This is a genomic window from Lysinibacillus sp. S1 (assembly GCF_044986265.1).
Lineage (GTDB): Bacteria > Bacillota > Bacilli > Bacillales_A > Planococcaceae > Lysinibacillus > Lysinibacillus capsici.
Genome location: NZ_CP173154.1, coordinates 3,826,658 through 3,852,890 on the forward strand (window position 1 = coordinate 3,826,658; position 26,233 = coordinate 3,852,890).

Annotated in this window: 27 protein-coding genes; 18 read left to right on the plus strand and 9 right to left on the minus strand. The window is 38.9% G+C overall.

The window, feature by feature from the left end; all coding sequences use genetic code 11:
- Window positions 1-26 precede the first annotated feature (26 nt).
- A complete protein-coding gene (locus ACHZEU_RS19210) occupies window positions 27-953 on the plus strand; it encodes a dipeptidase (protein ID WP_048391045.1) in 927 nt (308 codons plus the stop codon).
- A gap of 12 nt (window positions 954-965) precedes the next feature.
- Here ACHZEU_RS19210 and ACHZEU_RS19215 read toward each other — a convergent pair whose 3' ends face one another.
- The gene (locus ACHZEU_RS19215; protein ID WP_016992515.1) at window positions 966-1,886 is read right to left on the minus strand and encodes a 1,4-dihydroxy-2-naphthoate polyprenyltransferase; all 921 of its coding nucleotides are present in this window, start codon (window positions 1,884-1,886) and stop codon (window positions 966-968) included.
- 247 nt (window positions 1,887-2,133) lie between these two features.
- Between ACHZEU_RS19215 and ACHZEU_RS19220 the strand changes: the two genes are divergently transcribed.
- The 6 genes from ACHZEU_RS19220 (at window position 2,134) to ACHZEU_RS19245 (ending at window position 9,839) form a co-directional block, all read left to right on the plus strand.
- Window positions 2,134-3,519 (plus strand): isochorismate synthase MenF, encoded by a 1,386-nt coding sequence (locus tag ACHZEU_RS19220; RefSeq protein WP_048391047.1) that lies wholly within the window; start codon window positions 2,134-2,136, stop codon window positions 3,517-3,519.
- Complete coding sequence (gene menD / locus ACHZEU_RS19225; RefSeq protein WP_404803645.1) at window positions 3,512-5,227, plus strand: 2-succinyl-5-enolpyruvyl-6-hydroxy-3-cyclohexene-1-carboxylic-acid synthase; 1,716 nt, start codon at window positions 3,512-3,514, stop codon at window positions 5,225-5,227. The genes ACHZEU_RS19220 and menD overlap by 8 nt, the downstream gene beginning before the upstream one ends.
- Window positions 5,224-6,033 (plus strand): 2-succinyl-6-hydroxy-2,4-cyclohexadiene-1-carboxylate synthase, encoded by an 810-nt coding sequence (menH, locus tag ACHZEU_RS19230; protein ID WP_054549903.1) that lies wholly within the window; start codon window positions 5,224-5,226, stop codon window positions 6,031-6,033. Before menD ends, menH begins: the two co-directional genes overlap by 4 nt.
- 63 nt (window positions 6,034-6,096) lie before the next feature.
- Window positions 6,097-6,915 carry a 1,4-dihydroxy-2-naphthoyl-CoA synthase gene (menB, locus tag ACHZEU_RS19235; protein ID WP_004225917.1) on the plus strand — a complete coding sequence of 273 codons (819 nt, stop codon included), beginning with the start codon at window positions 6,097-6,099 and terminating at the stop codon, window positions 6,913-6,915.
- A gap of 217 nt (window positions 6,916-7,132) precedes the next feature.
- Window positions 7,133-8,557, plus strand: coding sequence for an o-succinylbenzoate--CoA ligase (locus ACHZEU_RS19240; protein ID WP_048391054.1), 1,425 nt, complete (start codon window positions 7,133-7,135; stop codon window positions 8,555-8,557).
- Between the two features lie 130 nt (window positions 8,558-8,687).
- Window positions 8,688-9,839, plus strand: a complete 1,152-nt coding sequence (locus ACHZEU_RS19245; protein ID WP_048391056.1) for a transglutaminase domain-containing protein — start codon at window positions 8,688-8,690, stop codon at window positions 9,837-9,839.
- Between the two features lie 21 nt (window positions 9,840-9,860).
- Here ACHZEU_RS19245 and ACHZEU_RS19250 read toward each other — a convergent pair whose 3' ends face one another.
- From ACHZEU_RS19250 to ytzI, 4 genes are all read right to left on the minus strand, one after another.
- Window positions 9,861-10,901 carry a metal ABC transporter solute-binding protein, Zn/Mn family gene (locus tag ACHZEU_RS19250; protein WP_048391058.1) on the minus strand — a complete coding sequence of 347 codons (1,041 nt, stop codon included), beginning with the start codon at window positions 10,899-10,901 and terminating at the stop codon, window positions 9,861-9,863.
- A 109-nt stretch (window positions 10,902-11,010) separates the two neighbouring features.
- Window positions 11,011-11,244, minus strand: coding sequence for a membrane protein insertion efficiency factor YidD (gene yidD / locus ACHZEU_RS19255; RefSeq protein ID WP_016992521.1), 234 nt, complete (start codon window positions 11,242-11,244; stop codon window positions 11,011-11,013).
- The gene (locus ACHZEU_RS19260; protein WP_004225927.1) at window positions 11,241-11,402 is read right to left on the minus strand and encodes a hypothetical protein; all 162 of its coding nucleotides are present in this window, start codon (window positions 11,400-11,402) and stop codon (window positions 11,241-11,243) included. Before ACHZEU_RS19260 ends, yidD begins: the two co-directional genes overlap by 4 nt.
- A 29-nt stretch (window positions 11,403-11,431) precedes the next feature.
- Window positions 11,432-11,578 (minus strand): YtzI protein, encoded by a 147-nt coding sequence (gene ytzI, locus ACHZEU_RS19265; RefSeq protein WP_404803646.1) that lies wholly within the window; start codon window positions 11,576-11,578, stop codon window positions 11,432-11,434.
- 137 nt (window positions 11,579-11,715) lie between these two features.
- On the opposite strand from ytzI, the gene ACHZEU_RS19270 reads away from it, so the two are divergent.
- On the plus strand, window positions 11,716-12,033 hold the full coding sequence (locus tag ACHZEU_RS19270) for a hypothetical protein (RefSeq protein WP_009371464.1): 318 nt from the start codon (window positions 11,716-11,718) through the stop codon (window positions 12,031-12,033).
- 46 nt (window positions 12,034-12,079) lie between these two features.
- Here the strand turns inward: ACHZEU_RS19270 and ACHZEU_RS19275 are convergent, their stop codons facing one another.
- From ACHZEU_RS19275 to ACHZEU_RS19290, 4 genes are all read right to left on the minus strand, one after another.
- Window positions 12,080-12,751 carry an AroM family protein gene (locus ACHZEU_RS19275; protein WP_048391062.1) on the minus strand — a complete coding sequence of 224 codons (672 nt, stop codon included), beginning with the start codon at window positions 12,749-12,751 and terminating at the stop codon, window positions 12,080-12,082.
- A gap of 5 nt (window positions 12,752-12,756) precedes the next feature.
- Complete coding sequence (locus ACHZEU_RS19280; protein WP_048391064.1) at window positions 12,757-13,899, minus strand: amidohydrolase; 1,143 nt, start codon at window positions 13,897-13,899, stop codon at window positions 12,757-12,759.
- Complete coding sequence (locus ACHZEU_RS19285; protein WP_048391066.1) at window positions 13,896-14,966, minus strand: amidohydrolase family protein; 1,071 nt, start codon at window positions 14,964-14,966, stop codon at window positions 13,896-13,898. The genes ACHZEU_RS19280 and ACHZEU_RS19285 overlap by 4 nt, the downstream gene beginning before the upstream one ends.
- Before the next feature lie 63 nt (window positions 14,967-15,029).
- Window positions 15,030-16,631: an ABC transporter substrate-binding protein gene (locus tag ACHZEU_RS19290; RefSeq protein ID WP_066038103.1), complete on the minus strand. Its 1,602-nt coding sequence runs from the start codon at window positions 16,629-16,631 to the stop codon at window positions 15,030-15,032.
- 219 nt (window positions 16,632-16,850) lie between these two features.
- On the opposite strand from ACHZEU_RS19290, the gene ACHZEU_RS19295 reads away from it, so the two are divergent.
- The 10 genes from ACHZEU_RS19295 to ACHZEU_RS19340 all read left to right on the plus strand — a co-directional run bounded on the left by ACHZEU_RS19295 (window position 16,851) and on the right by ACHZEU_RS19340 (window position 26,232).
- On the plus strand, window positions 16,851-17,813 hold the full coding sequence (locus ACHZEU_RS19295) for an ABC transporter permease (RefSeq protein WP_004225947.1): 963 nt from the start codon (window positions 16,851-16,853) through the stop codon (window positions 17,811-17,813).
- Between the two features lie 2 nt (window positions 17,814-17,815).
- On the plus strand, window positions 17,816-18,682 hold the full coding sequence (locus ACHZEU_RS19300) for an ABC transporter permease (protein WP_004225950.1): 867 nt from the start codon (window positions 17,816-17,818) through the stop codon (window positions 18,680-18,682).
- A gap of 17 nt (window positions 18,683-18,699) precedes the next feature.
- Window positions 18,700-19,722 (plus strand): ABC transporter ATP-binding protein, encoded by a 1,023-nt coding sequence (locus tag ACHZEU_RS19305; RefSeq protein WP_016995144.1) that lies wholly within the window; start codon window positions 18,700-18,702, stop codon window positions 19,720-19,722.
- On the plus strand, window positions 19,706-20,722 hold the full coding sequence (locus tag ACHZEU_RS19310) for an ABC transporter ATP-binding protein (protein ID WP_404803648.1): 1,017 nt from the start codon (window positions 19,706-19,708) through the stop codon (window positions 20,720-20,722). Before ACHZEU_RS19305 ends, ACHZEU_RS19310 begins: the two co-directional genes overlap by 17 nt.
- Before the next feature lie 34 nt (window positions 20,723-20,756).
- A complete protein-coding gene (locus ACHZEU_RS19315; RefSeq protein WP_066038100.1) occupies window positions 20,757-21,710 on the plus strand; it encodes a DUF1177 domain-containing protein in 954 nt (317 codons plus the stop codon).
- The gene (locus ACHZEU_RS19320; protein ID WP_404803649.1) at window positions 21,703-22,971 is read left to right on the plus strand and encodes a M20 family metallopeptidase; all 1,269 of its coding nucleotides are present in this window, start codon (window positions 21,703-21,705) and stop codon (window positions 22,969-22,971) included. The genes ACHZEU_RS19315 and ACHZEU_RS19320 overlap by 8 nt, the downstream gene beginning before the upstream one ends.
- Window positions 22,972-23,105: 134 nt before the next feature.
- The gene (locus ACHZEU_RS19325) at window positions 23,106-23,867 is read left to right on the plus strand and encodes an IclR family transcriptional regulator (RefSeq protein WP_004225962.1); all 762 of its coding nucleotides are present in this window, start codon (window positions 23,106-23,108) and stop codon (window positions 23,865-23,867) included.
- A gap of 11 nt (window positions 23,868-23,878) precedes the next feature.
- On the plus strand, window positions 23,879-24,802 hold the full coding sequence (locus tag ACHZEU_RS19330; RefSeq protein ID WP_328013005.1) for an aminopeptidase: 924 nt from the start codon (window positions 23,879-23,881) through the stop codon (window positions 24,800-24,802).
- 202 nt (window positions 24,803-25,004) lie between these two features.
- Window positions 25,005-25,472, plus strand: coding sequence for an NUDIX domain-containing protein (locus ACHZEU_RS19335; protein ID WP_054549912.1), 468 nt, complete (start codon window positions 25,005-25,007; stop codon window positions 25,470-25,472).
- Window positions 25,456-26,232, plus strand: coding sequence for an alpha/beta hydrolase family protein (locus tag ACHZEU_RS19340; RefSeq protein ID WP_404803650.1), 777 nt, complete (start codon window positions 25,456-25,458; stop codon window positions 26,230-26,232). Before ACHZEU_RS19335 ends, ACHZEU_RS19340 begins: the two co-directional genes overlap by 17 nt.
- The last annotated feature ends 1 nt before the right edge of the window (window position 26,233 follow it).

A 26,233-nucleotide genomic window follows, 5' to 3' on the forward strand; every position in this document is an offset into this window, starting at 1 on the left:
AGTATAATAACTGTAGAGGTGAGGATATGAAGATTATTGATTTACATTGTGATGCGCTTTTAAAGTTAACTACTCTTGAAAAGGCAAATTTTGCTGAGGATGTGCGAATACATGCTAATCAAAAAAGATTGCAATTAGGGCAAGTAGAGGCTCAAGTATTCGCTATCTTTATTGACCCAACAATCCCACAAAGTCTACAATTTCTTGAGGTCATGCGCCAAATCGAAGCATTCCATACTCACGTATTACAAACAGAGGGCATGGTGCATATTACAGGTTGGGCACAGTTAGATCAATTAGCTCCACACGAAATAGGAGCCATTTTAAGCCTAGAGGGCTGTAGTGCCATTGGCGAAGATTTAACAAAACTGACAGCTGTACTGGATGCAGGGGTGAAGTTGGTAGGTTTAACATGGAATGAAGAAAATGCTGTTGCCCATGGTGCTGAACAGGATGCAACTCTTGGTTTAAAGCCATTTGGTAAAGCAGTTATACAATTATTAAATGAACGCGATATTATTATTGATGTGTCCCATCTAAATGAGCAAAGCTTTTGGGATGTCTTGCCGCTTGCAAAGCATATTATTGCAAGCCATAGTAATGCACGTGCACTATGTGATCACCCGCGTAACTTAACTGATGCCCAGGCAAAGGCACTTGTTGAGGCGGGAGGACATATCCATGTAGTTTATTTCCCACTCTTTATAGGCAAAGGTGCAACACTAGACCATTTAGTGGGGCATGTGGAGCATTTAGCTAAACTGGTAGGTGTGGAGCATATTGGATTAGGCTCCGATTTTGATGGGATTGATAGGACTGTCAGTGGCTTAGCCCATGCAGGAGAGGCACAAAATTTACTAGAGGCATTACGTACACGCTTTTCAGATGAAGAAGTGTATGGTATTGCAAGCCAAAATTTCCGACGCTATGTAAAAAAAGCAGCAACCCGTTAAGGCTGCCGCATCTTAATAAAAGAAATAATGAATTAATAAACCGATTCCTAATAGGAAGCCGAAGAATGTATTTGTTTGCGCTGTATATTTCATCGCAGGCATTACCTCTTTGGCTTCTTTTTTGTCTCGGAAAATTTGAATGGCACGTAATGGTTTTGGAATACTTAGGAAGATGATTAATGCCCAAAAAGTAATACCATCAACTGCTACAAGAGCAATCACCCATAAATAAGAGACGATAAAAAAGCCTGATAACACGGAAATTGCATTATCACGTCCTACCAAAATAGCTAAGGTTTTTCGTCCGCCTTCTGTATCGCCAACAATATCACGTATATTGTTCGATAGCATAATGGCACCGACTAAAATCATGCTTGGTACAGAGAGCAAGACAGCATCTAATGTTACTGTAAGCGCTTGAATATAGAAGGCAATTAATACAATGCCCATCCCCATTACTGCGCCAGAAACAATTTCACCAAATGGCGAATAGGCGATTGGGTATGGTCCACCTGTATATAAAAAGCCAATAAGCATACAAACAAGTCCGACAACAGCTAACCACCAAGATGTTGAGGCACATATGTAAATGCCAAGAAGCATGGCAATAGCATAAAAGCTTAATGCAATCATCATAATTGTTTTTGGCTGTACACCATGACGGACAATCGTTCCGCCAATCCCGACGGAATGCTCGTTATCTAATCCTAATTTGTAATCATAATATTCATTGAACATATTCGTTGCTGCTTGTATAAGCATACTTGCAATGAGCATAGCAAAAAATAGTCCAAAATCAATTGTTTCTTTTTCAATTGCTAAGGCAATTGCTGTTCCTAGGAATACAGGAACAAATGAAGCGGTTAAAGTATGTGGACGTGTTAAATGCCACCACACTTTAAAACCCCTATCAGCTTCAATGACTTTGGTCATAAGGTCTTTCTCTCCTTCAAATGTTGTCGACTCTTCTTATTTTAAACGAAGATTGAGAAAATGGGTAGGTTCACAGCTTATTACATACTGTTTAATGAAAAAAAGTGATACAATAGAACATGCATTTATGAACTGAAAATAAAAAAGAACAATTAGCAACAGTACGAATAACGTGTTGCCAACTAAAATATGATGTGTTATTTAACCATCATTCATTATGTACATTGCAACAACGGAGGTAATTTTCATGCAACAGAAGTGGTACCAAGCCACAGAAGTAGAAGTGGACTCTTTGGGCCAAAGCCTTCATTTTTATATGGAAACAATTGAAGTAAGTCGCCTATCTGCACTGGCGTTCTATGCAGCTGGCGAGGAATGTTATAAAGGTGAACGATTTTATTGGCAAAATAGAGAAAAAACAATGACATTAGTTGGGCTAGGACATGCTCATACTATTCAAAACAACGCTAAAGAAAACCGCTTTGATGCAGTTGAAGCGGAATGGAAAAACATAACGAAAAACTGTCCAAAAGGTCAACAAGCGTTACAACCAATTTTGTTTGGCGGTTTTACATTTGATCCTCAAAATAATGTAGACGGGGAATGGACGGATTTCCCAGAGGCATATTTTGCATTAGCAACGTTTCAACTGGTGATACGCGATGATAAAGCATACGTAAGTATTCACCTTTTGACACAAGACCAACAGGCTGAGGATCAGTTCGAAGCGCTAAGAAAAGAGCGCGATCATTTAATCCATGCAGCTCAGGTTAAAGAAGTGAAAACGTATACAAAACCTGAAATCATAAGTTATTTTGAACCATATAAAGAGCCTTATTTAGTCTCAATCGATCAAGTGACAGCATTAATTAAACAGAAAAAGGCAGATAAAGTGGTCATTGCACGATCACTTGCTTTGCAATTTAAAGAGTATGTATCCGCACCACAAGTACTTTCTCAAATTATTCATGAACAACCAGAAAGCTATTTATTTGGTTTAGAGCATAGAAATTTATTATTTTTCGGAGCATCACCTGAACGACTTGTGAAAGTAGAAGATGGTCGAGCATTTTCTTCTTGTGTTGCTGGCTCAATTAAACGAGGTAAGACTGCAGAGGAAGATGAGGCTTTTGGACAAAGTTTATTAAATGACCCTAAAAATGGCGGAGAACATCAGTATGTTGTGGATATGATTGCGGAAACATTCCGTAAAAATTGTGTGGACATGACGGTGCCAGATAGACCACGCTTGTTAAAAATACGAGATATTCAACATCTGTATACGCCTGTTGAAGGTCAGTTAAATCAGGATGCAACAATCTTACAATTGACTAAATCATTACATCCAACACCCGCTTTAGGTGGTGTACCACGCAAAGAAGCATTGGCAGCCATCCGTAAATATGAGCCGATGAATCGGGGACTGTATGCTGCGCCAATAGGCTGGCTAGATGCAGAGGGTAACGGTGAGTTTGCAGTTGCCATACGTTCAGCAGCCTTACTAAATGATAAAGCTTATTTATATGCAGGCGGTGGAATCGTCGCAGATTCAGAGCCGCAATCTGAATATGAAGAAACATTAGTAAAATTCCGTCCAATGCTTCGTGCGCTAGGGGGACAATTACATGAGTGAACGAAAAATACTAACAGATTATGTTTATAAAATGGTCGCATCGCTAGTGCAAGCTGGTGTAGAGAATGTTGTCGTTAGTCCAGGCTCACGTTCAACACCGCTTGCTTATGCGGTTGCTTCTACTAAACAAGTAAAAATGTATCGGCAGGTAGACGAGCGCTCAGCAGCATTCTTTGCGCTAGGGCTTGCTAAGGCAACTACTAAGCCTGTGGTTCTTTTATGTACATCTGGTACAGCAGCAGCTAACTATTTTCCTGCGATTGTGGAGGCAAGCTATGCACGTGTACCATTAATCATTATAACAGCTGATCGCCCACATGAATTACGTGAGGTAGGCGCTCCACAGGCTATCAACCAACCCAATTTATATGGTTCACATGTGAAGTGGAGTGTTGATTTTCCGTTAGCAGATGGTGCTGAACCAACATTGCCTTTTATTGAGCGTCATCTTGCTCGTGCGGTAGCCATTGCCACGAGCGCACCTTTTGGACCAGTCCATATTAATGTACCTTTCCGTGAACCACTATTAATTGATTTACAGCAGGAGCTACCAGCAGTGACGTTTAAGCACAGCAGTATGGGACAATTAACCCCAACACGCGGGGATCAACAGGAACTATCCTCTATTATACAATCAACTAAAAGAGGTTTTATGATCATTGGTGAGTTAGCTCTTGGTACAGAATTATCCATAGTTTGGGAATTTGTACGTCAGCTGAAGTGGCCTGTCATTGTTGAAAGTTTATCGAATATGCGTACATCCGTACCAGAGGATTGTTTACCATATATCGTGACAACCTATGATGCCCTTATGAAGAGTGATGACTTCAAAGCACTGGTACAACCAGATACAGTAATCCGAATAGGGGCACAACCAGTTTCGAAGTTTATAATGCAATTTATTACAAAGTCACGTCCAAATGCGTATGTGATTATCGATGAAGACCCTATGTTTAGAGATGCTACAGGCGTATCTACGCATTTTATTCATGCGAATGTCGATCAGTGGCTAACAGAATTAGCTATCACTGAAACGGCTATCGAGAAAACATACTTAGCCGAATGGCAAAAAGCAAATCAGCTTGCTTCTATGTTTATTGAACAATACGCAGAGGTAGAAAAAGATGAAGGGGCTATAGTCAGTCGTTTACTCAAAATGATTCCTGACGGTAGTGATATTTTCGTTAGCAGTAGTATGCCAGTACGAGATATTGATACATTTTTATTGGCTACACCGAAAGATTTACGTGTTTTTGCCAATCGAGGAACGAACGGGATTGATGGTGTCGTATCAACAGCAATCGGTTTCAGTCAGGGAAATAATCGAGAAAGTTATTTACTGATTGGTGATTTAGCCTTTTTGCATGATGTGAATGGATTCATTGCTTCCAGATATCAGGAATGTAACTTAACGATTATTGTGATGAATAATGATGGTGGTGGTATTTTTTCTTATTTACCACAGTCAACTGTTGAAGATCACTATGAGGATTTATTTGGCACACCAACAGCCCTTGAATTCCGTGACATTGCACATATGTATGATATGGACTATGTACGTGTCGAAACAATATCGGAGCTTTCTGAGAAATTTTCAACATGTAAAAACCATTCTTTACGATTAGTTGAAATATTTACAGATAGAACCGAGAATGTGAATGCACATCGAGGTCTATGGAATCGAATTAATGCGGAGTTAAAAGTATGACAAAGTGGATGATTCGTGGGCTTGAAACCCATGTCGACATATGGAATGAAAAAGGTGAATATACAGTCGTTGCCTTACATGGATTTACCGGTAGCTCAGCAACATGGCATAATCTAGCACAAGCTCTACCTCATGTGCGTGTTATTGCTGTTGATTTAATCGGACATGGTCAAACAGCTATTCCACAGCACGTACAGCGTTTTTCTATGGAGGAGCAATTACAGGATTTAGAAGAACTATTTTGCCAGCTTCATTTAGAGAAATTTACGCTGTTAGGCTATTCAATGGGTGGAAGAATCGCTTTATCCTATGCCATTTCGTATCCAGCTCGTATACATCAGCTAATTTTAGAAAGTGCATCTCCTGGCTTGCGAACAATGGAAGAGCAAAATGAACGTTGTAAGCGAGATGAAGCACTAGCGCAAAAAATAATGACGAATGGTGTACTGTCCTTTGTCAATGCTTGGGAAAGCATACCGCTTTTTGCTTCACAGCAACGTCTACCTAAAACTGTAAGAGAAACTATTCGAGAAGAGCGACTATCACAGAAGGAAGAGGGACTTGCTGGTAGCTTGAGAGGTATCGGGACAGGCGTTCAACCTTCAAATTGGGATAGATTGTCGCAACTAGAAATACCTGTCCTGTTAATTACAGGTTCATTGGATGAGAAATTTTGTAAAATTGCACTAGAAATGAAAGCGCTATTAAATACTGTTAAGCATTTAACAGTAAATGACGCTGGACATGCAATTCATGTGGAAAATCCCGCTGAGTTTGCTACAATAGTAGAGGAGTATTTAACGTAATATACGATTACGTTAGCGCCTCGCTAGAAACGAGACGAATTTAATGATATAGGAGGCAATTCAATGACACGTCAATGGACAACATTACATACTTATGAAGACATTAAGTATGAGTTCTATAACGGTATCGCAAAAATTACGATTAACCGTCCAGAAGTGCGTAATGCATTCCGCCCAAAAACGGTAATGGAAATGATTGACGCATTCTCACGTGCACGCGATGATAAAAATATCGGTGTTATTATTCTAACTGGTGAAGGTGAACATGCTTTCTGCTCAGGCGGAGACCAAAAAGTTCGCGGTCACGGTGGCTACGTAGGAGAAGATGAAATTCCACGTCTAAACGTTCTTGATTTACAACGTTTAATCCGTGTAATTCCAAAACCTGTAGTAGCAATGGTAGCTGGCTACGCAATTGGTGGAGGTCACGTTTTACATGTTGTCTGTGACTTAACAATTGCAGCTGACAATGCTCGCTTTGGACAAACTGGACCAAAAGTAGGTTCATTCGATGCTGGTTATGGCTCAGGCTATCTTGCTCGTATTATTGGTCATAAAAAGGCACGCGAAATTTGGTACCTATGCCGTCAGTACGATGCACAACAAGCACTTGATATGGGCTTAGTCAATACAGTTGTGCCTTATGCGCAATTGGAAGATGAGACAGTTCAATGGTGTGAAGAAATGCTTCAAATGTCACCAACTGCACTACGCTTCTTAAAAGCAGCGATGAATGCAGATACAGATGGTTTAGCAGGTCTTCAACAAATGGCTGGAGACGCTACACTTCTTTACTACACAACTGATGAAGCAAAAGAAGGCCGCGATGCATTCAAAGAAAAACGTCAACCAGATTTCGGTCAATTCCCAAGATTCCCTTGATTAGTATGGGGTTTAAAGCTCGTATCTTTTGGAGATACGAGCTTTTTATATGTCTTGAACAGAGTGAAGATAAAAATAGGGGATAGAAGTGGCTAAGAGGTGGATAAAACTCAATAGATGAAGGATAGAGGTATTCACTAAAAAGCTAGATACTACATGGATAATAGACAAACTAGATGGGAAAGCGTTAAGATGTAGGGTGATTGGAGTGACAAAGATGTATCCTAACTGGATTTTACAAAGAGCTTATTTAACACCTTTCCGTAAGGCACTTACTTTTAAAAAGCAAAGCTGGACTTTTCAAGAATTGAATGATGAATCGATAAAACGTGCTCGACAATTAGTGACACTCGGTATTCAACAGGGTGATCGAATTGCTATTATGGGGCCAAGTAAGCCTGAGCTTGTAATCATGATGTATGCCTGCATGCATCTGCAATGTGAAATGGTGATGCTTAATCGTAGACTATCACAGGATGAGCTGGCTTATCAGCTAGAGGATTCAGAGGCTGTAGCGGTATTAGTTGCCGATGAGGATGTAGAAAAGCTACCATTTGAAACAACCTATCATTTATTTTCAGCAATTGAAAAGGGTGCAGAGGGTGCAGTAGATATTGTCAAGGAATGGCCTCTTCATCAAACAACAACTATTATGTATACGTCTGGTACAACCGGCTTCCCAAAAGGGGTTCGCCAAACAGTTGGAAATCATCAGGCTAGTGCCACTGCCTCCGTTTTAAATATTGGGCTACAGGCTCAGGACGTTTGGCTATGCGCGGTCCCTTTATTCCATATTAGTGGGTTCTCCATTTTAGTGCGTTCACTGCTATATGGAAATCAGATCTTTTTATATGAGAAATTTGATGTGGAATCTATCGCACAAAATATTATGGATGGGGATGTCACCCATATGTCTGTTGTAGCGGTGACCTTGGAACGAATTCTACATACGCTAGAGCAACGCAATGCGAAAGCGTCATCTTATTTTAAGTTAATGTTAGCTGGAGGTGGACCTGTTCCCGTTGATTATTTAGCGAGAGCACATGCGTTAAATTTAGCTGTCGCACAAACGTATGGGATGACAGAAACCTCCTCACAAACAGCCACATTGGCAAGTGAAGATGCTATGAGGAAAATTGGTTCTGCTGGAAAGCCTTTATTTTTTAATCAAATAATGATTGCTGAGCCAAATGCTAAAGGTGAAGGGGAAATTTGCATACGAGGTCCTCATGTCACACCTGGCTATATTGGACGTTTTGCACAAAAAAATGCAACGAAGGCTGGCTGGCTTCATACAGGTGATATTGGTTATGTGGATGAAGAGGGTTATTTATTCGTCATTGATCGAAGGGCAGATTTAATCATTTCAGGGGGAGAAAATATTTATCCTGCAGAAATAGAAAATGTACTACTCACACACCCAGCTGTCAAAGAGGCGGGTGTATGCGGTATGCCTGATGAACAATGGGGTCAGGTACCCATTGCATTTATCGTGTTAAATGAGCAGGTATCTGTTGAGCAACTAAAGGCCTTTTGTTTACAGAAACTTGCTAAATATAAAGTGCCTAAAGAAATGATTATTACAGACAGTCTTCCGCGCAATGGTGCGGATAAATTGTTGAGACGGAAATTATTACAATAAAAATCTTGTGAAGAAGTCTTCTAAAAAGGAAGGCTTCTTTTTTATTTGAACTTTTAGCATGAAATTAATCATTTATTAACATAATAAAAAAAGAGAGGCATAAACTATTTAGTAAAGGAGAATGACTCATATGAGGAAATATATATATAATGTTGTCATTATATTATTTGTTCTACAAATGAGTCATGTGCAAGTATTTGCAAACTATGAAAAAGAAGATGTAGCAACAGCTCATTCAATTGAAACACTACAATCTCTCATTAATAAAGAAGTTATGCATCTATCATCCGAATTCTCGATTCGTTATACTGGTGACTTAGCCGAGATAAAAGATGAACTAACAGAAATTACTAAAAATGCAATTGAAAACTCTTATATTTATACTAATATTTCAAGTTTCCAATGGAAGTACGAAGGTTATAGCAATAATATTGTCATTGCCTTTGCATTTACGTACCATCTATCACAAACAGAGGCGTTATTTGTCGAGCAAACTTTGGAAAATATTATTGCACCTATGCATGGATTAAGTGACATAGAAAAACTACAGGCTGCACATGATTTTATTGTATTGTCCGCGGAATACTCTAAGGAAACAGAAGGAAGTCAATATTCTCCATATACATTATTAACGGAGAATAAGGGCGTCTGTCAGGCATATGCTTTAGTGCTATATCGAATGTTAGAAATGCTGGGTTTTGAGGTACAATATGTACCAGGAAAAGTAGGAGAACAGCTACATGCCTGGGTATTAGTGAAACTTGATCATGCTTGGTATCATATTGATGTGACATGGGATGACCCTTTGCCTGATCGTAAAGGAGAAGTTCGCTATCAATATTTTTTAGTGTCGGATCGCCAATTAGCACAAGATCATACATGGGATTATGCAAGTTTCCCTGCTGCAACAAGCGAAAAATATATAGATTTACAGGAAGAAACAAAAAGACAAAGTTTAGCGTCACCTATACAACATCAATTGAATGAAATTATGGGGTTATCAATCATCGGAGAAAATCGGTTAGCCGTACAACCATTAGTGGAGCAGCCGATGAAGCTTGTTACTCAAAAAACAAATAAACAAGACAATTTAGTTCAGTTTAACTTTACTGAGTGGCCACCTATGCTAGTAGAAAGTAGTATAATGGCTTTTGTTGTCCTTCAGCCAAAAGCTAAGCATGTGACTAAGCAAAAAACAATGAAGTGGCTAGGGTCTTTTTATCGAACGGAAAAACGGATGCCACAAGAAAAATACGTCATAATAAAGGAGGTGTCCCAATAGAGGGGCACCTCCTTACTCATATTATTGAACGCTTAAAGCTTTTTCTAATGTTTGAATATTTTTTTGCATCAATGTGAAATAGGTTTCCTTATTTTTTTCATCATCAGCTGTTAATACGCTTAAATTATGCAAGACAAGAGATTCTGCACCAACTTCTTTTTGAATAATCTCTGCTAAATTGGAAGAGACATTTTGCTCAAATAAAATATAGTGAATGTGCAATTCATTTGCTTTGTCTACAATCTTTGTTAATTCCTTTTGAGATGGCTCATTTTGTGAATTCAAGCCAGCAATCGGCACTTGAGTTAAGCCGTATTGACCAGCAATATAGCCAAATGCAGCATGGGATACAAAGAATGTTTTATTTTGTGCTTTGTCAGTCATTGCTTCGAAATCTTGATCTAAATCCTGTAATTCTTTTACTAATGCATCATAATTTGTGTTAAAAGTTGCCTCCTGAGCTGGCATTTTTTCAACTAGTGTGTTTTTGATAGCCAATGCTAAGTCTTGACTAATTGTAGGAGATAACCAAACATGCGGATCGATATCGCCATGCTCATGCTCATCATGTCCATGTTCTTCACCTTCATGTTCATGCTCTTCCTCGGTTGTACCGTGCTCATGCTCATCATGAGCGTCTGCTTCATGTTCTTCCTCTTCTGCATGAACATGTCCTGTGCTTACAGCTAATTTATCATCTGAAACGTCATCAGCAGTTGCCATCATTGTGACATCTTCGTTCGCTAAAGTTTTTTTAGCGTTTTCTACAAAGCCTTCAAGTCCTAAGCCAATATAGAAAAAGATATCAGCATCTGCTAATTTCATCATATCTTTTTGAGTTGGCTCGAAGGTGTGTTCATTCGCACCAGCTGGGTAAATAGAAGCTACTTCAACATAATCTCCACCAATGCGCTGTGCAAAATAGCTTAATGGATAAACCGTTGTATAAATACTTAATTTATCTTTTTCCTCAGTCTTTTGGGATGTGGACGATTTGTCTCCACAAGCGGCAGTAAATAAAGCAAGAACTGCAACTAACAATAATACAGATAGTTTTTTCATATAAGTAAGATACCTCTCTTAAATAGTAATCATTACGATTTATTTTTTAGAACAGTTATTATAATAACGCACAACTTAAAAAAGTACAAGAAAAAAATGCCCTCCGAAATTAATTCTTTTTCGAAGGCCATTTTTCAGGCACAGGATCAAAGCCACCAGGATGAAATGGATGGCATTTGGATATACGTGTAATGGTTAAGAGGAAGCCTTTGAATGCACCGTGCTTTTGAAAAGCTTCGAGCCCATAAGAAGAACAGGTAGGATGAAAACGACAAGTAGGTGGCGTCATAGGTGAAATAAACTTTCTATAAAACTGGATGAGCCAAATAAAGGGGTATTTCATCGTTGCTCTTCCTTTTGCTGAGACGTATGTTGTTCAGGCTTTGGATCAATTGTTTGTGTAAAAATATTATTTTTTTTCTTCATAATGATAATGACAGAAACACCAAACATTAGCATCATCATCGCAATCATAATGATAATTGGTAAAGGTACGCCCATTTCTTTCACTCCAAATTCAGTAATGGTATTTAAATTTCCTCTTGATGATAGTTTTGCTTCGGTTTTTCATCAACAGTATGTTTAAAGGCATAGGCACGGTTGACACTGATAATTGTCGCAATGGTGATTAAAATAACGATGATAACTGCGACTATTAAGAGCGTAGTTAAACTCATAGTATTCACTCCGTTCTTTATTCATCATACCTATTATAAATTATCTGGTCCTATTAATTGTGAAGGAAGTTTGACATAAAAGCGAATAAAACACCACCTATCACTCCATACTATGGAAAAAGGAGTGAATCGTAAAGATGGATCGTCAGCGCGTATATTTTTCACTTGCCAATAGAACGTATTATACCAACCCATATGCAGGGCCTTGGAATTTCGAACTCAATGTAGATCGACAAGCATTAGATGTATTTGAGAGAATCTTTCAGCAAATGCAACTGTTAGAAATTTCGAATGCATGGCGTGCACAGTTACCGTATATACAGTATCACCAAGACAGAGAAAATGATGAAATAGATAAAAGATTAATGAAAATATATGCACTTGTTCATGAATATGGAGATGATGATACGAAGGCATTCGTTGAGCAGCTTCCTTATTTCAACAAGCGTGTCTAGCGAATAGGGGAAAAGGTCACTGAATCAGAAGTGACCTTTTCTTCTATTAACAAATGGCTTTTAAAATTGTAAAAACCGCTTCTCGAGGGACGATGATGGGGATAGTGAGTTGATCTTTAATCATGTTTTTCATTGTTGTGGAATAGCCCATACAATCAAGAATAAGCAAATCGGCTCCTTGCTCTTCTAATTGTTGTGCTTTTGACAATAAATGTTGGTTATCAAAGTGGTATGGGGAGCTTGCTGAAAAAGTTACATCGAACTGTGCTTTTTGCCATTTCTCTGCAACCGTTCGATGTTGTTCGGGTTCGGGGCCTATTAAACCAATGGCTAATTCTGTATGTAAACCCTTCACTAAATTAGTCATCATACGATCAGGTAGTAAAAGATTTTTATAGGATAATTTATTCGTAAAATCTCCTGTACACATAAGTAGTATCCAAGTGAATTCATGTAGATCATCAATGCAGCTTTGAATATAAGGCATGAGCTTTTGTTTACTGAGCTTTACTTGTCGACCATTGGTAAGAAGTGTCACTAAAACATCTGAGTCCTCAAGAGAAGGCGAAAGTGTAGCAATTTCCTCTGAGGATAGTAAATCAAGTACACCGAATTCATGAACATGTAAACCTGCTTCTCTTAATTGCTGTATATCCTCTGCCATATCTTTACGAGGTGCCTGACCAATTGTTACAACGGCAATTTTCGAATGTTGCATTGCGCTCACTCCGCTTCGTAATATTTTTGTCCATTTACATAAGTTTGTAAAACCTTTGCTTCTGTTTCAAAAATAGGGTGCGACCAAACAACAAAATCAGCATCTTTGCCTTCCTCAAGGCTGCCAATGCGGTGATCAAGCTGTACAAGCTTAGCTGCATTGATCGTAATACTTTTGAGGGCTGTGTCTTCATCTAAACCATAACGAATCGCTTCTGTGGCACAATACTTTAAGTATTGAATTGGTACAAATGGATGATCTGTCATGATAGCAAATGGAATATTATGTTCTTTAAAAACGGCAGCAATTGCTGGTGTAGAATGACGCGTTTCGTATTTAGATGGCGTTAACATATAGGGCCCAAGCGTTGCATGGAATCCACTTTCTTTAACGGCATCCACAATGAGATAGCCTTCTGTGCAGTGCTCTAAATGAAGCTTCACATTAAATTCTTTGGCAATTCTAATTGCTGTCATAATGTCATCTGCTCTATGGCAGTGAAGGCGAAGTGGCATGTCGCCTCGAAGTACCTCAATAAACGGGCGTAACTCAGCATTTTCTTTAATTTGCTCAGTTTGTTGTTGTTCATTGAGTTGACTTGCACGTTGGAAACCATCTCGTAAAAGCTGTGCAATGGCCATACGAGTCATCGGCTTGCGCTTATACTGATTGCCAAAGACGTTTTTCGGATTTTCCCCTAGGGCCCCCTTTAAACCGCTCCGCTCTACTAGAACACGAGAGGAAAGGGTAGGTCCTGCTGTTTTAAGAATGCTCCAAATACCACCAATGACATTGGCACTACCTGGCCCAGTTTGCACAGTGGTTACGCCCCCTTCTAACGCATGTTGAAAGGAAAAGTGTCGGATATCTACACTGTCTAAAGCGTGCATAAGAGGTGTAAAGGGTTCGCTATATTCATTGGCATCATTAATGTCTTCAGTGACTTCAGCCCATGTTCCAACATGGGCATGAATATCAATTAACCCTGGTGTAACATAAGCTCCCTGTAGATCAACTAGCTCTGCTTGTGGGGGAAATTCTTTGGCTGGTCCAATATAGACAATACGCCCATCTTCGACCCATAACTGTTCACAAGTATCGTTTTGCTCATTGACTGTATGAAACTTTGCATGATGATAAATAATCATTGTGTAAACCCTTCTTCCCGTGCATAAACTTTTGTTCCTTTAATATAGGTTGCGACAACCTGTGCATCTAAATTTAATGGATGCTTATCCCAAATAACAAAATCAGCAAGAAGACCATCACGAATAGCACCTGTTTTATGGGAGATCCCTAGAAAATTTGCAGCCCCCGTTGTGAGAGCATATAGCACGTCCTGGCGTGCCATACCTTCTCTTACAGCTAAGCATCCTTCTAATGTTAGATGCGAGGTGCTGCTAACAGGATGATCCGTACAAAAAACGAATGGAATATTGTGCTTATACAGTTGATGATACATTTTGGGTGATAGTGCCATCATCTCATTGTGCTCAATATATCGAAATGTAGGACCAGCTATAACCGTATTAAAGGATGTTTCATGAAGGAATGTAATTTCAGTGCCATGGATAATATGAAAATCAAAAATTGACCCAAATTCTTGCTGAAGGCGGCTAATGAATTCAAGATCAACGGCTTTGTGCGCTCGAATAACGATTTTCGTAATGGAGGGCTCCTGTTGCTGAATTTGTTGTAATGTTTCTCTTAAAATTTTGGCGATGCCCATACGAGTGAGTGGTTTTTTCTTTTCAGCGAAAAATGTACTTTTTGCCTGATGTCCAATAGAGAAGGAATAAGCCACATCTTTTGAAATAACCATTTCATCAACCGTTGTATGTGTATGGTGAATAATAGCCGTTTTTGCACCTATCAAGCTTTTAGGAGAGGGAACAATATGAGATGCAGTCACCCCATGAGAAACAGCTTTTTGAAAAGCAGTATCAAATGGGTATATGCCATCAACTACAGAGTATTGCAAATGTGAGTCAAATTCATAGCTATCATCACCTTCCCAACGAATCCCTATTTCAGCTAGACCGATTTGTGAGCAGCTATCGATAAAACCTGGTGTAATATAGTAGCCATCTAAATCCAACTCTGTTTCAGGTGAATGAGTAGCGGGTTCAAAGTATTGCCCTTGCACTTGAAAAGATTGCTTATTGAAGCTACGAGTCTCAGAATTAAAAACAAGTCCATTTATATAGCGTGTCATCGGATCAAATCTCTCCTTATGAAGAGAAAAGCGGAGACTGGTATCTCCACTTTTCAAGTTTAATTATTTAGTAATGGATACGTTTGTACCATTTGGATGCACAATTTGTACGGAGTTATCAGCAGAAACCTCAAAGCCCTGTACTTTTTTGTTTACACCTGCAACCGTTTGTGTTGCCTCTAATTCAATACGAGGAACATCCGCTAAAATCAGCTTTAATGCTTCTTGGTATAATTTTGCACGTTCTTCTTGCACTACTGTTTCTGATACGGCGCGTTCTAATAATTTATCCACTTCTGGATTGCTGTAGCCTTTACCATTTCCTAACGCACCAATTTGATTTGTGTGGAATAATTGATAAAGGAAGAAATAAGGATCTGGGTACCAAGTCCAGCCACCAATATTCATTGGCGCATTACCCTTTGCCACAGTATCACTGTAAGTACCCCATTCAAGCACTTTTATTTCCACATCAATATTTAAGTTCTTCTTTAACTGACTTTGGAAAATCGTTGCGTAAGGAACACGTGCTTCTGATACGAAAATCTCTGTCTTGAAGCCATCAGCGTAACCAGCCTCTGCTAGTAATTTTTTTGCTTCTTCTGGATTATATTTTGGTACCATATCAACTAACGATTTATCATATCCCCATGAACCAGGTGGTAATGGTAAATAAGAAACATCGCCGCCACCCCATTGGTTAACGCCAGAAATAATTTCCTCTACATTTGTTGCCATATAAATCGCTTCACGAACGCGTTTGTCAGCAGTTGGACCTACTTTGTTATTAAGATCAAGATAAACAATCGATAGACCTGGATTTGTTAAAAGCTCAAGGTTACTATCTTGGTTGATGATTTCTCGATTTTGACCTTTAACGTCCATGGCAATATCAATATCACCAGAACGTAATGCGTTTGTCATCATATTTTGATCGGAGATAAACTTCATTGTTAAGTTATCGACATTTGGCTTATCACCCCAGTAATTATCGTGACGAACTAATTTTACTTCTTGGTCTTTTTTCCATTCTGTTAGTTGGAATGGACCTGTACCAACAAAGTGTTCAGAAAAATTATCGCCCCATCCTTCAACTTCTTCTTTTGGAATAATAATATTCCCTGCATCCGTTAGCATAGCAAGTAGGGCAGCATTTGGTGTAGCTAAGTGAATCTCTACTTCATAATCCGATAACACTTTCACTTCTGTTACACCACTTAAACGATTCATAGCAGATTCTTTAGCAGAGCGTTCTAAAGAGTATTTCACATCTTCAGCTGTCATTTCACGGCCATCCTGATACTGACCTTTTTGGAATTTAACACCTTCGCGTAATTTGAATGTGTAGACTAACATATCCTCTGATACATTCCATTCAGTTGCTAACGAAGGGATGATATCAGATAGATCTTTGTTATAAACAACTAACGTATCACCCATTTGGCGCATCACCTGTGATTCATAAACCCCTGTATATTTGATAGGATCAAATGTTTTTGCATTGGCTGACAAACCAATATTTAATGTGCCTCCAGAAGTAGCTTCTCCCTCTTTTTCATCCGTTGTAGTACTTTTCTCAGTGTTTCCACCACAAGCAGCTAAAACACCAATTAGTAAAGTTAAAAAGAGTAGTAGTAAAGACTTTCTTACGTTTAATTTCTTCATATGCACTAGCCTCCTTAGTTTTTGTTTCACAATATGAACCGTTGATTCAAAAATGGTAGGTTCGAGATTAAAATTAGCACACTTGTAAATAGAAAGTAAATATAAAATTACAAAGATTCAGAAAAAAATATATTTACAAACAATTATTAAGTGGTGTACTATGTGTTTATTCACAATATGAACCACTGATTCTAATAATGAAAAGGAGGTCTTGCTAAGATGGGCTCATTTATTTTAAAAAGATTAGTTAACCTCATCCCGACACTGCTAGTAGTAGGAATTATCGTCTTTATTATTACGCGAATGATTCCTGGTGACCCGGCTTCAGTCATGCTTGGACCACAAGCGAGTGTAGAAGATGTAGAGAATTTAAGAGAAGAGCTAGGATTAAATAAATCCATGCCTTCGCAATTTATTTCATATGTAGGAGATCTAGCACAGTTAAATTTAGGATATTCCTATTCTTATAGTGAGTCTGTCATCGGACTTATTCTCGAAAGGTTTCCTAATACAGTGATATTGGCATTGGCAGCGCTGTTAATAGCAGTCGTGATTGGCATCCCAGCAGGAATATTTGCAGCGAGAAAGCAAAATACCATCATTGATTATGTTGTAATGCTTGTGTCATTAGTTGGTGTATCTATGCCAATTTTCTGGTTGGGCATCATGCTTGTCTTATTCTTTAGTGTTAACCTTGGTTGGTTCCCAGCAACTGGGATGGGGAATATCAGCGATGGCCTGTGGACCTATTTGAAGCATTTAATTTTGCCAGCATTTGCTTTAGCAACGATTCCAATGGCGACATTTGCACGGATTACCCGTTCAAGTATGTTAGAGGTTATTTCGCAAGATTATATTAAAACAGCTCGTTCTAAAGGTATTAAAGAATATTTAGTAATTGGTAAACATGCATTTAAGAATGCGCTAACACCGATTTTAACCGTGTTAGGAATGCAAATTTCTAATTTACTGGGCGGAGCGGTTTTAACAGAAACAATTTTTAGTTGGCCTGGGATGGGTCGATTAATTGTAGATGCCATTGATAAACGTGACTTTGTAGTCGTCCAAGGTACTGTTATTTTCATTGCGTTTATCTTTGTGCTTGTTAACTTAGTAGTCGATGTACTTTATAAAGTGGTTAATCCTAAGGTCAATTTAGAATCGGATGGGGGGAAAAAATAACAATGACTCAAGCAATCGTCCAAGAAACGAAAAAAAGAAATACGTTATTGCGCAAGTTGCTAAAAAATAAATTAGCGACAATTGGGTTAATCATTGTCACTTTAATGGGTATTGTTGCTATTTTTGCCCCATTAATTGCTACCCATCCACCGAATGAAATGATTGTCGGTAAATCGTTTTTACCGATGAATACAGAAGGACATTTATTAGGAACAGATAACTATGGCCGTGATCTGTTTAGTCGCTTAGTTTACGGTACACGAATCTCAATGATTGTTGGAATTGCGGCGGTGCTATTTGGTGCTGTGTTTGGCACACTGCTAGGCTTAGTGGCAGGGTATTTTGGTGGACGCATTGATTCCATTATTATGCGCACAATGGATGGTCTTTTCGCATTCCCATTTATATTACTAGCTATTACATTAATGACGGTATTAGGGCAAGGACTTGTCAATGTTATTGTTGCGATTGGTATTGCTAATATTCCAGGTTTCGCACGACTTGTTCGAGGACAGGTGTTAAGTGTAAAAGAGGAAGAATTCGTTGAAGTAACGCATTCTTTAGGTGCTACACATACGAGGATCATTTTTAGCCATATATTACCGAACTGTTTAGCCCCTTTAATTGTCTATGGAACGATGAGTACAGCTGGCGCTATTATTTCAGAAGCTGCCCTTAGCTTTTTAGGATTAGGCGTTCAACCACCGACAGCTTCATGGGGCAGTATTTTAAAAGATGGCAAAGACTTTTTAGTATTAAATCCCCAAATGGCAACATTTTCAGGCATTTGTATTTTATTAACAGTTCTTGGAATTAACCTATTAGGGGATGGATTACGCGATGCATTAGATCCGAAAATGAAAGTTTAATGGAAGGGGGTGGAGTCATGACTGAACGTTTACTAGATGTAGAAAACTTAACAGTAGAATTTAAAAGTGGCGGCTCTACAATGAAAGCTGTTAATGGAGTAAATTTACAATTAAATAAGAAGGAAACACTAGGTATTGTGGGAGAGTCAGGATCAGGAAAAAGTGTTACAGCCACTGCTCTCATGCGTTTAATTCCATCTCCGCCAGGAAAAATAACGAATGGAAAAATTCTATTTAATGGCCGCGATTTAATCGAAATTTCTGAAAAAGAAATGCGCAATGTGCGAGGCAATGACATCTCAATGATTTTCCAAGATCCAATTACAAGTTTGAATCCTGTCTTAACAGTGGGCAATCAAATTATTGAAGTCATCCAAGCACATGAAACAATATCGAAGAAAGATGCCGCTATCAAAGCAGTCGATATGTTAAAAATGGTTGGGATTCCTGAGCCAGAGAAACGATTAAAAATGTATCCTCACGAATTTTCAGGTGGAATGCGTCAGCGTGTCATGATTGCTATTGCCCTAGCTTGTAACCCGAAACTACTCATTGCTGATGAGCCAACAACTGCACTAGATGTAACTGTACAAGCTCAAATTCTTGATTTAATGAAAAAATTACAACAAGAACATGATACAGCCATCATTATGATTACGCACGATTTAGGTGTAGTTTGGGAGCTATGTGACAAAGTAAATGTTATGTATGCAGGTCGTACAGTAGAGTCTACTACAACAAGACAGCTCTATGAAAAACCTTTACATCCCTATACGTGGGGATTATTAGAGTCTCAAATTACAATGGGGACTCAAGAGCAACAAAGGCTGCCGGCTATTCCTGGTAGTCCACCAGATTTAACAATGCCACATAGTGGCTGTCACTTCTCAGCACGATGTCCTTTAGCGACAGATATTTGTCGTAGTACTGTGCCTGATTTAGTGGAAGTACAGGATAACCATTTTGTAGCCTGCCATTTACAAGCAAAAGATCAAATTGTCCCTAGGAAGGAGGGAATTTTTAATGCAACAGTACAATGAACTTGTCTTAAAGGTAAGTAACTTAAAAAAGCATTTTCCCATTAAAAGTTCAATTCCTTTTAAAAAACCAACACAATTTGTGAAGGCGGTAGATGGTGTAAGTTTTGAGTTATATAAAGGTGAGACACTGGGGATTGTGGGAGAGTCGGGGTGTGGTAAATCAACGGTTGCCCGTTTAATCAACCAGCTAATTTCACCAACAGAGGGAGTAGTTGAATTTAAGGGAACGGATTTAGCAAGCTTAAATTCAAAAGATATCCGCTCTGCTCGAAAATCCATCCAAATGGTTTTCCAAAATCCTTATGCATCACTCGATCCTCGTAAAACGATTGAATATCTTATTGCTGAGCCATTAGTGATCCATGGGATTGGTGATGAGGCATCCCGTAAAAAGCGAGTGGTTGAATTACTTGAAACAGTCGGATTAAGTGCATACCATGCAAAACGCCATCCACATGAATTTTCTGGTGGACAAAGACAACGTATAAATATTGCTCGGGCTCTTGCACTGAATCCAGATATTGTGGTGTGTGATGAACCTGTTTCAGCATTAGATGTCTCTGTACAGGCTCAGGTTATTAATCTATTAAAAGATTTACAGAAAGAATTCGGTTTAACCTATATTTTTATTTCACATGATTTGAATGTGGTGAACTACATGTGTGATCGTATTGCTGTCATGTATTTAGGAAAAATAGTGGAAATTGGCACATACAAGGAAATTTATAAGAACCCTCAGCATCCTTACACACAAGCCTTGTTATCGGCCATACCTAAGGAAAATCCTTTTGATAAAAAGGACCGTATTATTTTATCTGGCGATGTTCCAAGCCCGGTTAATCCCCCGAGTGGCTGTGCATTCCATAAGCGTTGTCGTTTTGCTACAGAAAAATGTGCAGAGGTCCAACCGACACTTGATACAGTATCAGCTACACATCAAGTATCGTGTCATTTATATAAGTCGATACAGCAAGAAGTACATCAATTTAACGAAAGATAAAATTTATTGAAGCAGAAAAAGGAGCGGACTGATTATGTCATTGAAGCATGTTATTGAATTATACGAGGTAATGGATAGTATTTATGTAAACGGAGACACGATTAAGAAGTATTTACACAATATTGATTCCACAGCAGATGTCAAGGTAAAAACTATTCAAGGCGAAAGCGGCTCAACAGATTTTGTTCGCGTCCTCGTGAAAGGAAAGAATGGCAAATCCTCTGGCGGAAATGCACCTACATTAGGAATTATTGGACGATTAGGTGGTATCGGAGCACGCCCTGAAATGACAGGCTTTGTATCAGATGGAGACGGCGCACTGGCATGTCTGGCAGGAGCAGCAAAAGCTATTGATATGGCCTTAAAGGGTGATCAATTAGAGGGTGACGTTATTTTCTCCACACATATTTGTCCAACAGCTCCAACCTTACCACATGAGCCAGTGCCATTTATGAACTCGCCAGTGGATATTAGTGTCATGAACGAAAATGAAGTAGAAGATACAATGGATGCTATTCTATCAATTGATACAACAAAAGGCAATCAAGTATGTAACCATAAAGGATTTGCGATAACGCCAACTGTCAAAGAAGGTTACATATTAAAAATTAGTGATGATTTATTGCACGTATATACACAATCTGCTGGCATTTCTCCAGTTGTCCTGCCAATCACGATGCAAGACATTACACCATATGGTAATGGTTTATTCCATATCAATAGTATTTTACAACCAGCAGTTGCAACATCTAGCCCTGTTGTAGGTGTAGCGATTACAACTGAATCTGTTGTGGCAGGCTGTGCAACAGGTGCAACCCATGTCACAGATGTAGAAAATGTTGTGCGATTTGTGTTAGAGGTAGCAAAAACTTACGGTGCTAATAAATGCTCTTTCTTTGATGAAACACAATTTACACATATGAAAGGCTTATATGGTAGCATGAGTCATCTACAAACGAAAGGAAAGGAGGTACACACACATGAATGATTTACAAGCACTTAAAGTTCAATTAGTAGAGGCAGTTGAAAATCATCAAGATGAATTGATAGCGTTTTGTTCAAAGCTCATTCAAATTCCAAGTGTCAATCCTCCAGGGGATACGACTGAAATAACAGCTTTTATCGAAAACTATTTAAATGATGTAGGCATTACTTATCAAAAATATGAAGCTGCTGATAAAATGTTTAATTTAGTAGCTTCTATTGGAAATGGGGAAGGAAAAGAACTCGTTTATTGTGGCCATACCGATGTTGTTCCTGTCGGTGATCTATCAAAATGGGATTTTGATCCGTTTTCAGGAGAAGTGAAGGATGGCTGGATGCTTGGACGTGGGGCGAGTGATATGAAAGCCGGTTTAGCAGGTATTATTTTTGCAACAAAGTTATTAAAGAAACTGAACATTGAACTACCAGGGAAATTAACTTTGGCGATCGTACCAGATGAAGAAACTGGCGGTGAATTTGGTGTTCCTTGGCTGTTAGAGCGAGGCTATGTGCAGGGAGATGGTTGTTTAATCGCTGAGCCCTCTTCACCTTTAAACCCAACTATTGGACAAAAGGGATCTTACTGGTTTGAATTAGAGGTGCGTGGGGAACCTGGTCATGGAAGCCTATCACCATTGGCTGGACGAAATGCCATTGTTGATGCAATCCGAGCTATACAAGAGATTCGTACACTATGGGATGTAGAAATCACAATTCCTGAAGAGGTACAGCCACTTATCGAAGTATCAAAAAAATACATGCGTGAAGTGGAGAAAGATCGCTTGAAATATCAAGAAGTTTTAGAGAAAATTACTGTAAATATTGGTACAATTGAGGGAGGTACGAAGTCAAACGTAATCCCAGATTACTGTAAGGTCCAGGTCGACTGTCGTTTACCATTTGGTATTACACAAGAAGAAGTAACAGAAATCTTGACAACTAAACTAGATGGCTTGGCTATCGATTATTCAATCCAACGTTTTGGCTTTAAAAGCGTCGCCAATTATACGCCTGCTGAAAATCCTGTATGCCAATCGATAGTGGAAAATATATCATATGTTACAGGGCAAGAGGCATATGGTGTCATGCAATGGGCAAGCAGTGACGCTCGTCATTTCAGACAATATGATATTCCTGTATTGCAATACGGCCCAGCTTATTTACCAAGTATTCATGGTTATAATGAAAAAGTGCGTGTTGAGGATATCGTACGCTGTGCAAAAGTTTATATAACTGCTGCTGTTGATTTCCTATATCAAAAGTAAGAGATTAGCTACTCTCTTACTTTTGATAAAGTGATATCAGGTGCTGACGGCTGCTAAATCTGTCGATTATTTCCCCCTTAAGAGAGAGATTTGCAGCCGTTTGTACAGATAAATAGTTCAGAAGGATGAGAGATATGCTAAAGACATTAAATTTATCAATTGCGGTTTTAAAAATGTTTACAAAGGAAAAGCCCACATGGGGTGGTCGAGAGTTAGCACTGGCGATGAACATGAATCATACAAATTTATATCGCATTCTTGAAACCTTCGAAAATAATGGGTTTATAACAAAAGATCCTATAACAAAAAAATATTCTCTGGGTATTGCATTATGGGAAATAGGTATGAATATGTATGATTCATTAAACATAGATCAGCTATGTATGCCAGTTCTTGAGAAATTAAAGGATGTCACTGGTGAAACAGCTATTTTTACCGTACTGAATGGACTGGAAGCGTTAACATTACTGAAAGCAGAGCCTGTAAATAAGGTGAAGTTTACAGTTTCAAGAGGAAGTAGATCGCCACTGTATGTAGGAGCATCTTACCGTTCAATGCTTGCTTTTTTAAATGAAGAGCAAATTGCAAAGGTCATAGATGAACCATTAACAGCTTATACAAATAATACGATGACAGATGCCACAGAAATAAGGGCAGAGCTAGAAAAAATTAGAACATGTGGCTATGCACTTAGTAACAGTGAGTATTCGGTCGATGTATTGGCGCTAGCTATGCCTATATTTAATAGTGAGGAACAGGTCGTAGCGTCTATTACCGTTTCTGGACCAATTTATCGTTTTACAGAGCAACGTGTTCCTGATTTTTTGGGACCTTTAACGGAAGCTAGAAATGAAATAGAAGGAATTATTCGTAGATATCATTTGAATTTTAATTAAGGAGCCCTATTATGCATCACTTACATGATATTGCACTAAATGTTTTAAAAGGCAATTTAAATGTTCAATCTTCTGAGTCACTATTAATTTTGACAGATAGCCACAAACAAGACATCGCGAAAATTTTTTATGAAGCTGGACTGTCAATTACTGCAAATACAATGTTCATGGTGATGCCCCTGTTAGAGAAATCTGGGCAGGAACCAATCCATGCAGTTTCTGAGCTTATGGCAAATGCCGATGTTACACTGTGTATTACCTCCCACTCCCTAACACATACACTGGCTCGTAAACATGCCTGTGAAAAGGGTGGACGTGTTGCAACAATGCCAGGGGTAACATTGGAGATGTTAGAGCAAGGTGCCCTTCATGCAGATGCACAGGAGATCGAAGCTACGGTAGAAAAATATGTCCTTTTACTTAATACGACAAAAAAAATTCGTATTGTCAAGGATGGTCATGAGCTGACGTTTAGTGTAGACGGCCGTTTCGGAATTCGGTCCACAGGGGTTATTCGTCAACCTGGTGAGTACGGGAATATTCCTTCAGGAGAATCGTATATTGCACCAATAGAAACATCTGCGAATGGAGAGATATTAGTAGATGGCTCTATTGCTAATATTGGTGTCTTAAAGGAGCCATTATTATTAAAAATAAAGAATGGTCGCTTAGAAGAAGCAATCGGTCCTGATGGTCCACGACTACTGGCATTACTTGGTGAAGGCAATGGTAGAGTCATTGCAGAGTTTGGCATCGGAGCCAATAAAAGTGCTATCCTATGTGGCAATGTATTAGAGGATGAGAAGGTGTATGGGACCATCCATATCGCTTTTGGCAGTAATGCGCCATTTGGTGGAGCCAATGCGTCAGATGTTCATATTGATTGTGTTGTGAAAAGTCCTATCGTCTATTTTGACGGTCAGCAAGTAATCTAAAGAAAAGCGTGTCTTCCTATGAAGCACGCTTTTTTTCATGCTTTACAAGACTGTAGCTTAGGGTTGCTTGTCATTGTAGGTTTACAATATAGTTAATATAGATAGGAATAGGAATGATGATTAAATTCCGTCCATAAAATAGAAGTAATAATAAAGAAAGTAACTTTTGTTTTGCAACAAGAAAGAACGTGAGGTTGAAGAGATGTTAACATTTACAGATTTACATGGCCTACAAGTAGATTTGAGTTTTACAAGAGGCGAATTTAAAGTAGAACCTAAACACGTCCTTGTCCTTTTAAAGCATGAAAATAAATGGTTATGTACTGTCCATAAACGACGTGGTGTAGAAGTGCCAGGAGGGAAATTAGAAGAAGGGGAAACCTTAGAGGAGGCGGCGATTCGAGAAGTTTTTGAAGAGACGGGTGTTCATGTGAAAAATCTTCAATGGTTTGCAGAGTATGCAGTGTATGATGAAATCGTTTTTTGTAAATCCGTTTTCACTGCACAATTTTTGGCGCAAGAGGATATAGAATTTGATTTAGAAACGTCAGGCATGCTTTGGTTAACGGATGAAGAATTTGCTCAGCATCCTAACTTGAGTTTTCACATGAAGGATGAGGGGATGAAGAAAATGCTGGAGGAGCTGAAACATCGTGACACACAATGGTGATATTATCGAAAAACGCCCCTATCCTTCACCAAATCCAGCTATCCGTTTAACGGAAATAACCTATCTTTCACAGGGCTTACGTATAAAAGGACTATTAGCAGAGCCAAAGACTGAAGGTACATATGATGGCTTTTTATATTTAAGAGGCGGCATGCAAAGCATAGGGATGGTAAGACCCTCTCGTATTGCACAATTTGATGCGCAGGGCTTTATCGTATTTGCCCCATATTATCGTGGGAATCGTGGGGGAGAGGGGCGTGACGAGTTTGCGGGGGCAGACCGTTACGATGCGGTCTATGCCGTAGATGTACTCAAACAATTCTGCAATGACAATATCCATGTTTTTGGTTTTTCACGAGGTGGTATTATGGCTCTGTGGACAGCTATTTTAAGAAGGGATATTACTTCTGTTGTAACATGGGCAGGTGTTTCTGATGCAACGGCCACTTATTGGGAACGTACAGATATGCGCAGAATGATGAAGCGCGTTATTGGAGGAACACCTAATCGTGTACCAGAAGCGTATGATGCAAGAACACCACTTTTTGAGATAGAGCGTATAACAGCTCCCGTTCTTATCATTCATGGCTATCGTGATGAAAATGTGGATATTGAACATGCCAGACAATTGGCATTTTTTTTAGAGGAAGCAAATAAATCATTCGAAACTTGGTATGATCTTAACTATGCACATCAATATCCACCAGCAAAAAATCGTGAAACTGTCCGTGCTCTTTGCAAGTGGATGAAACAACAATAAA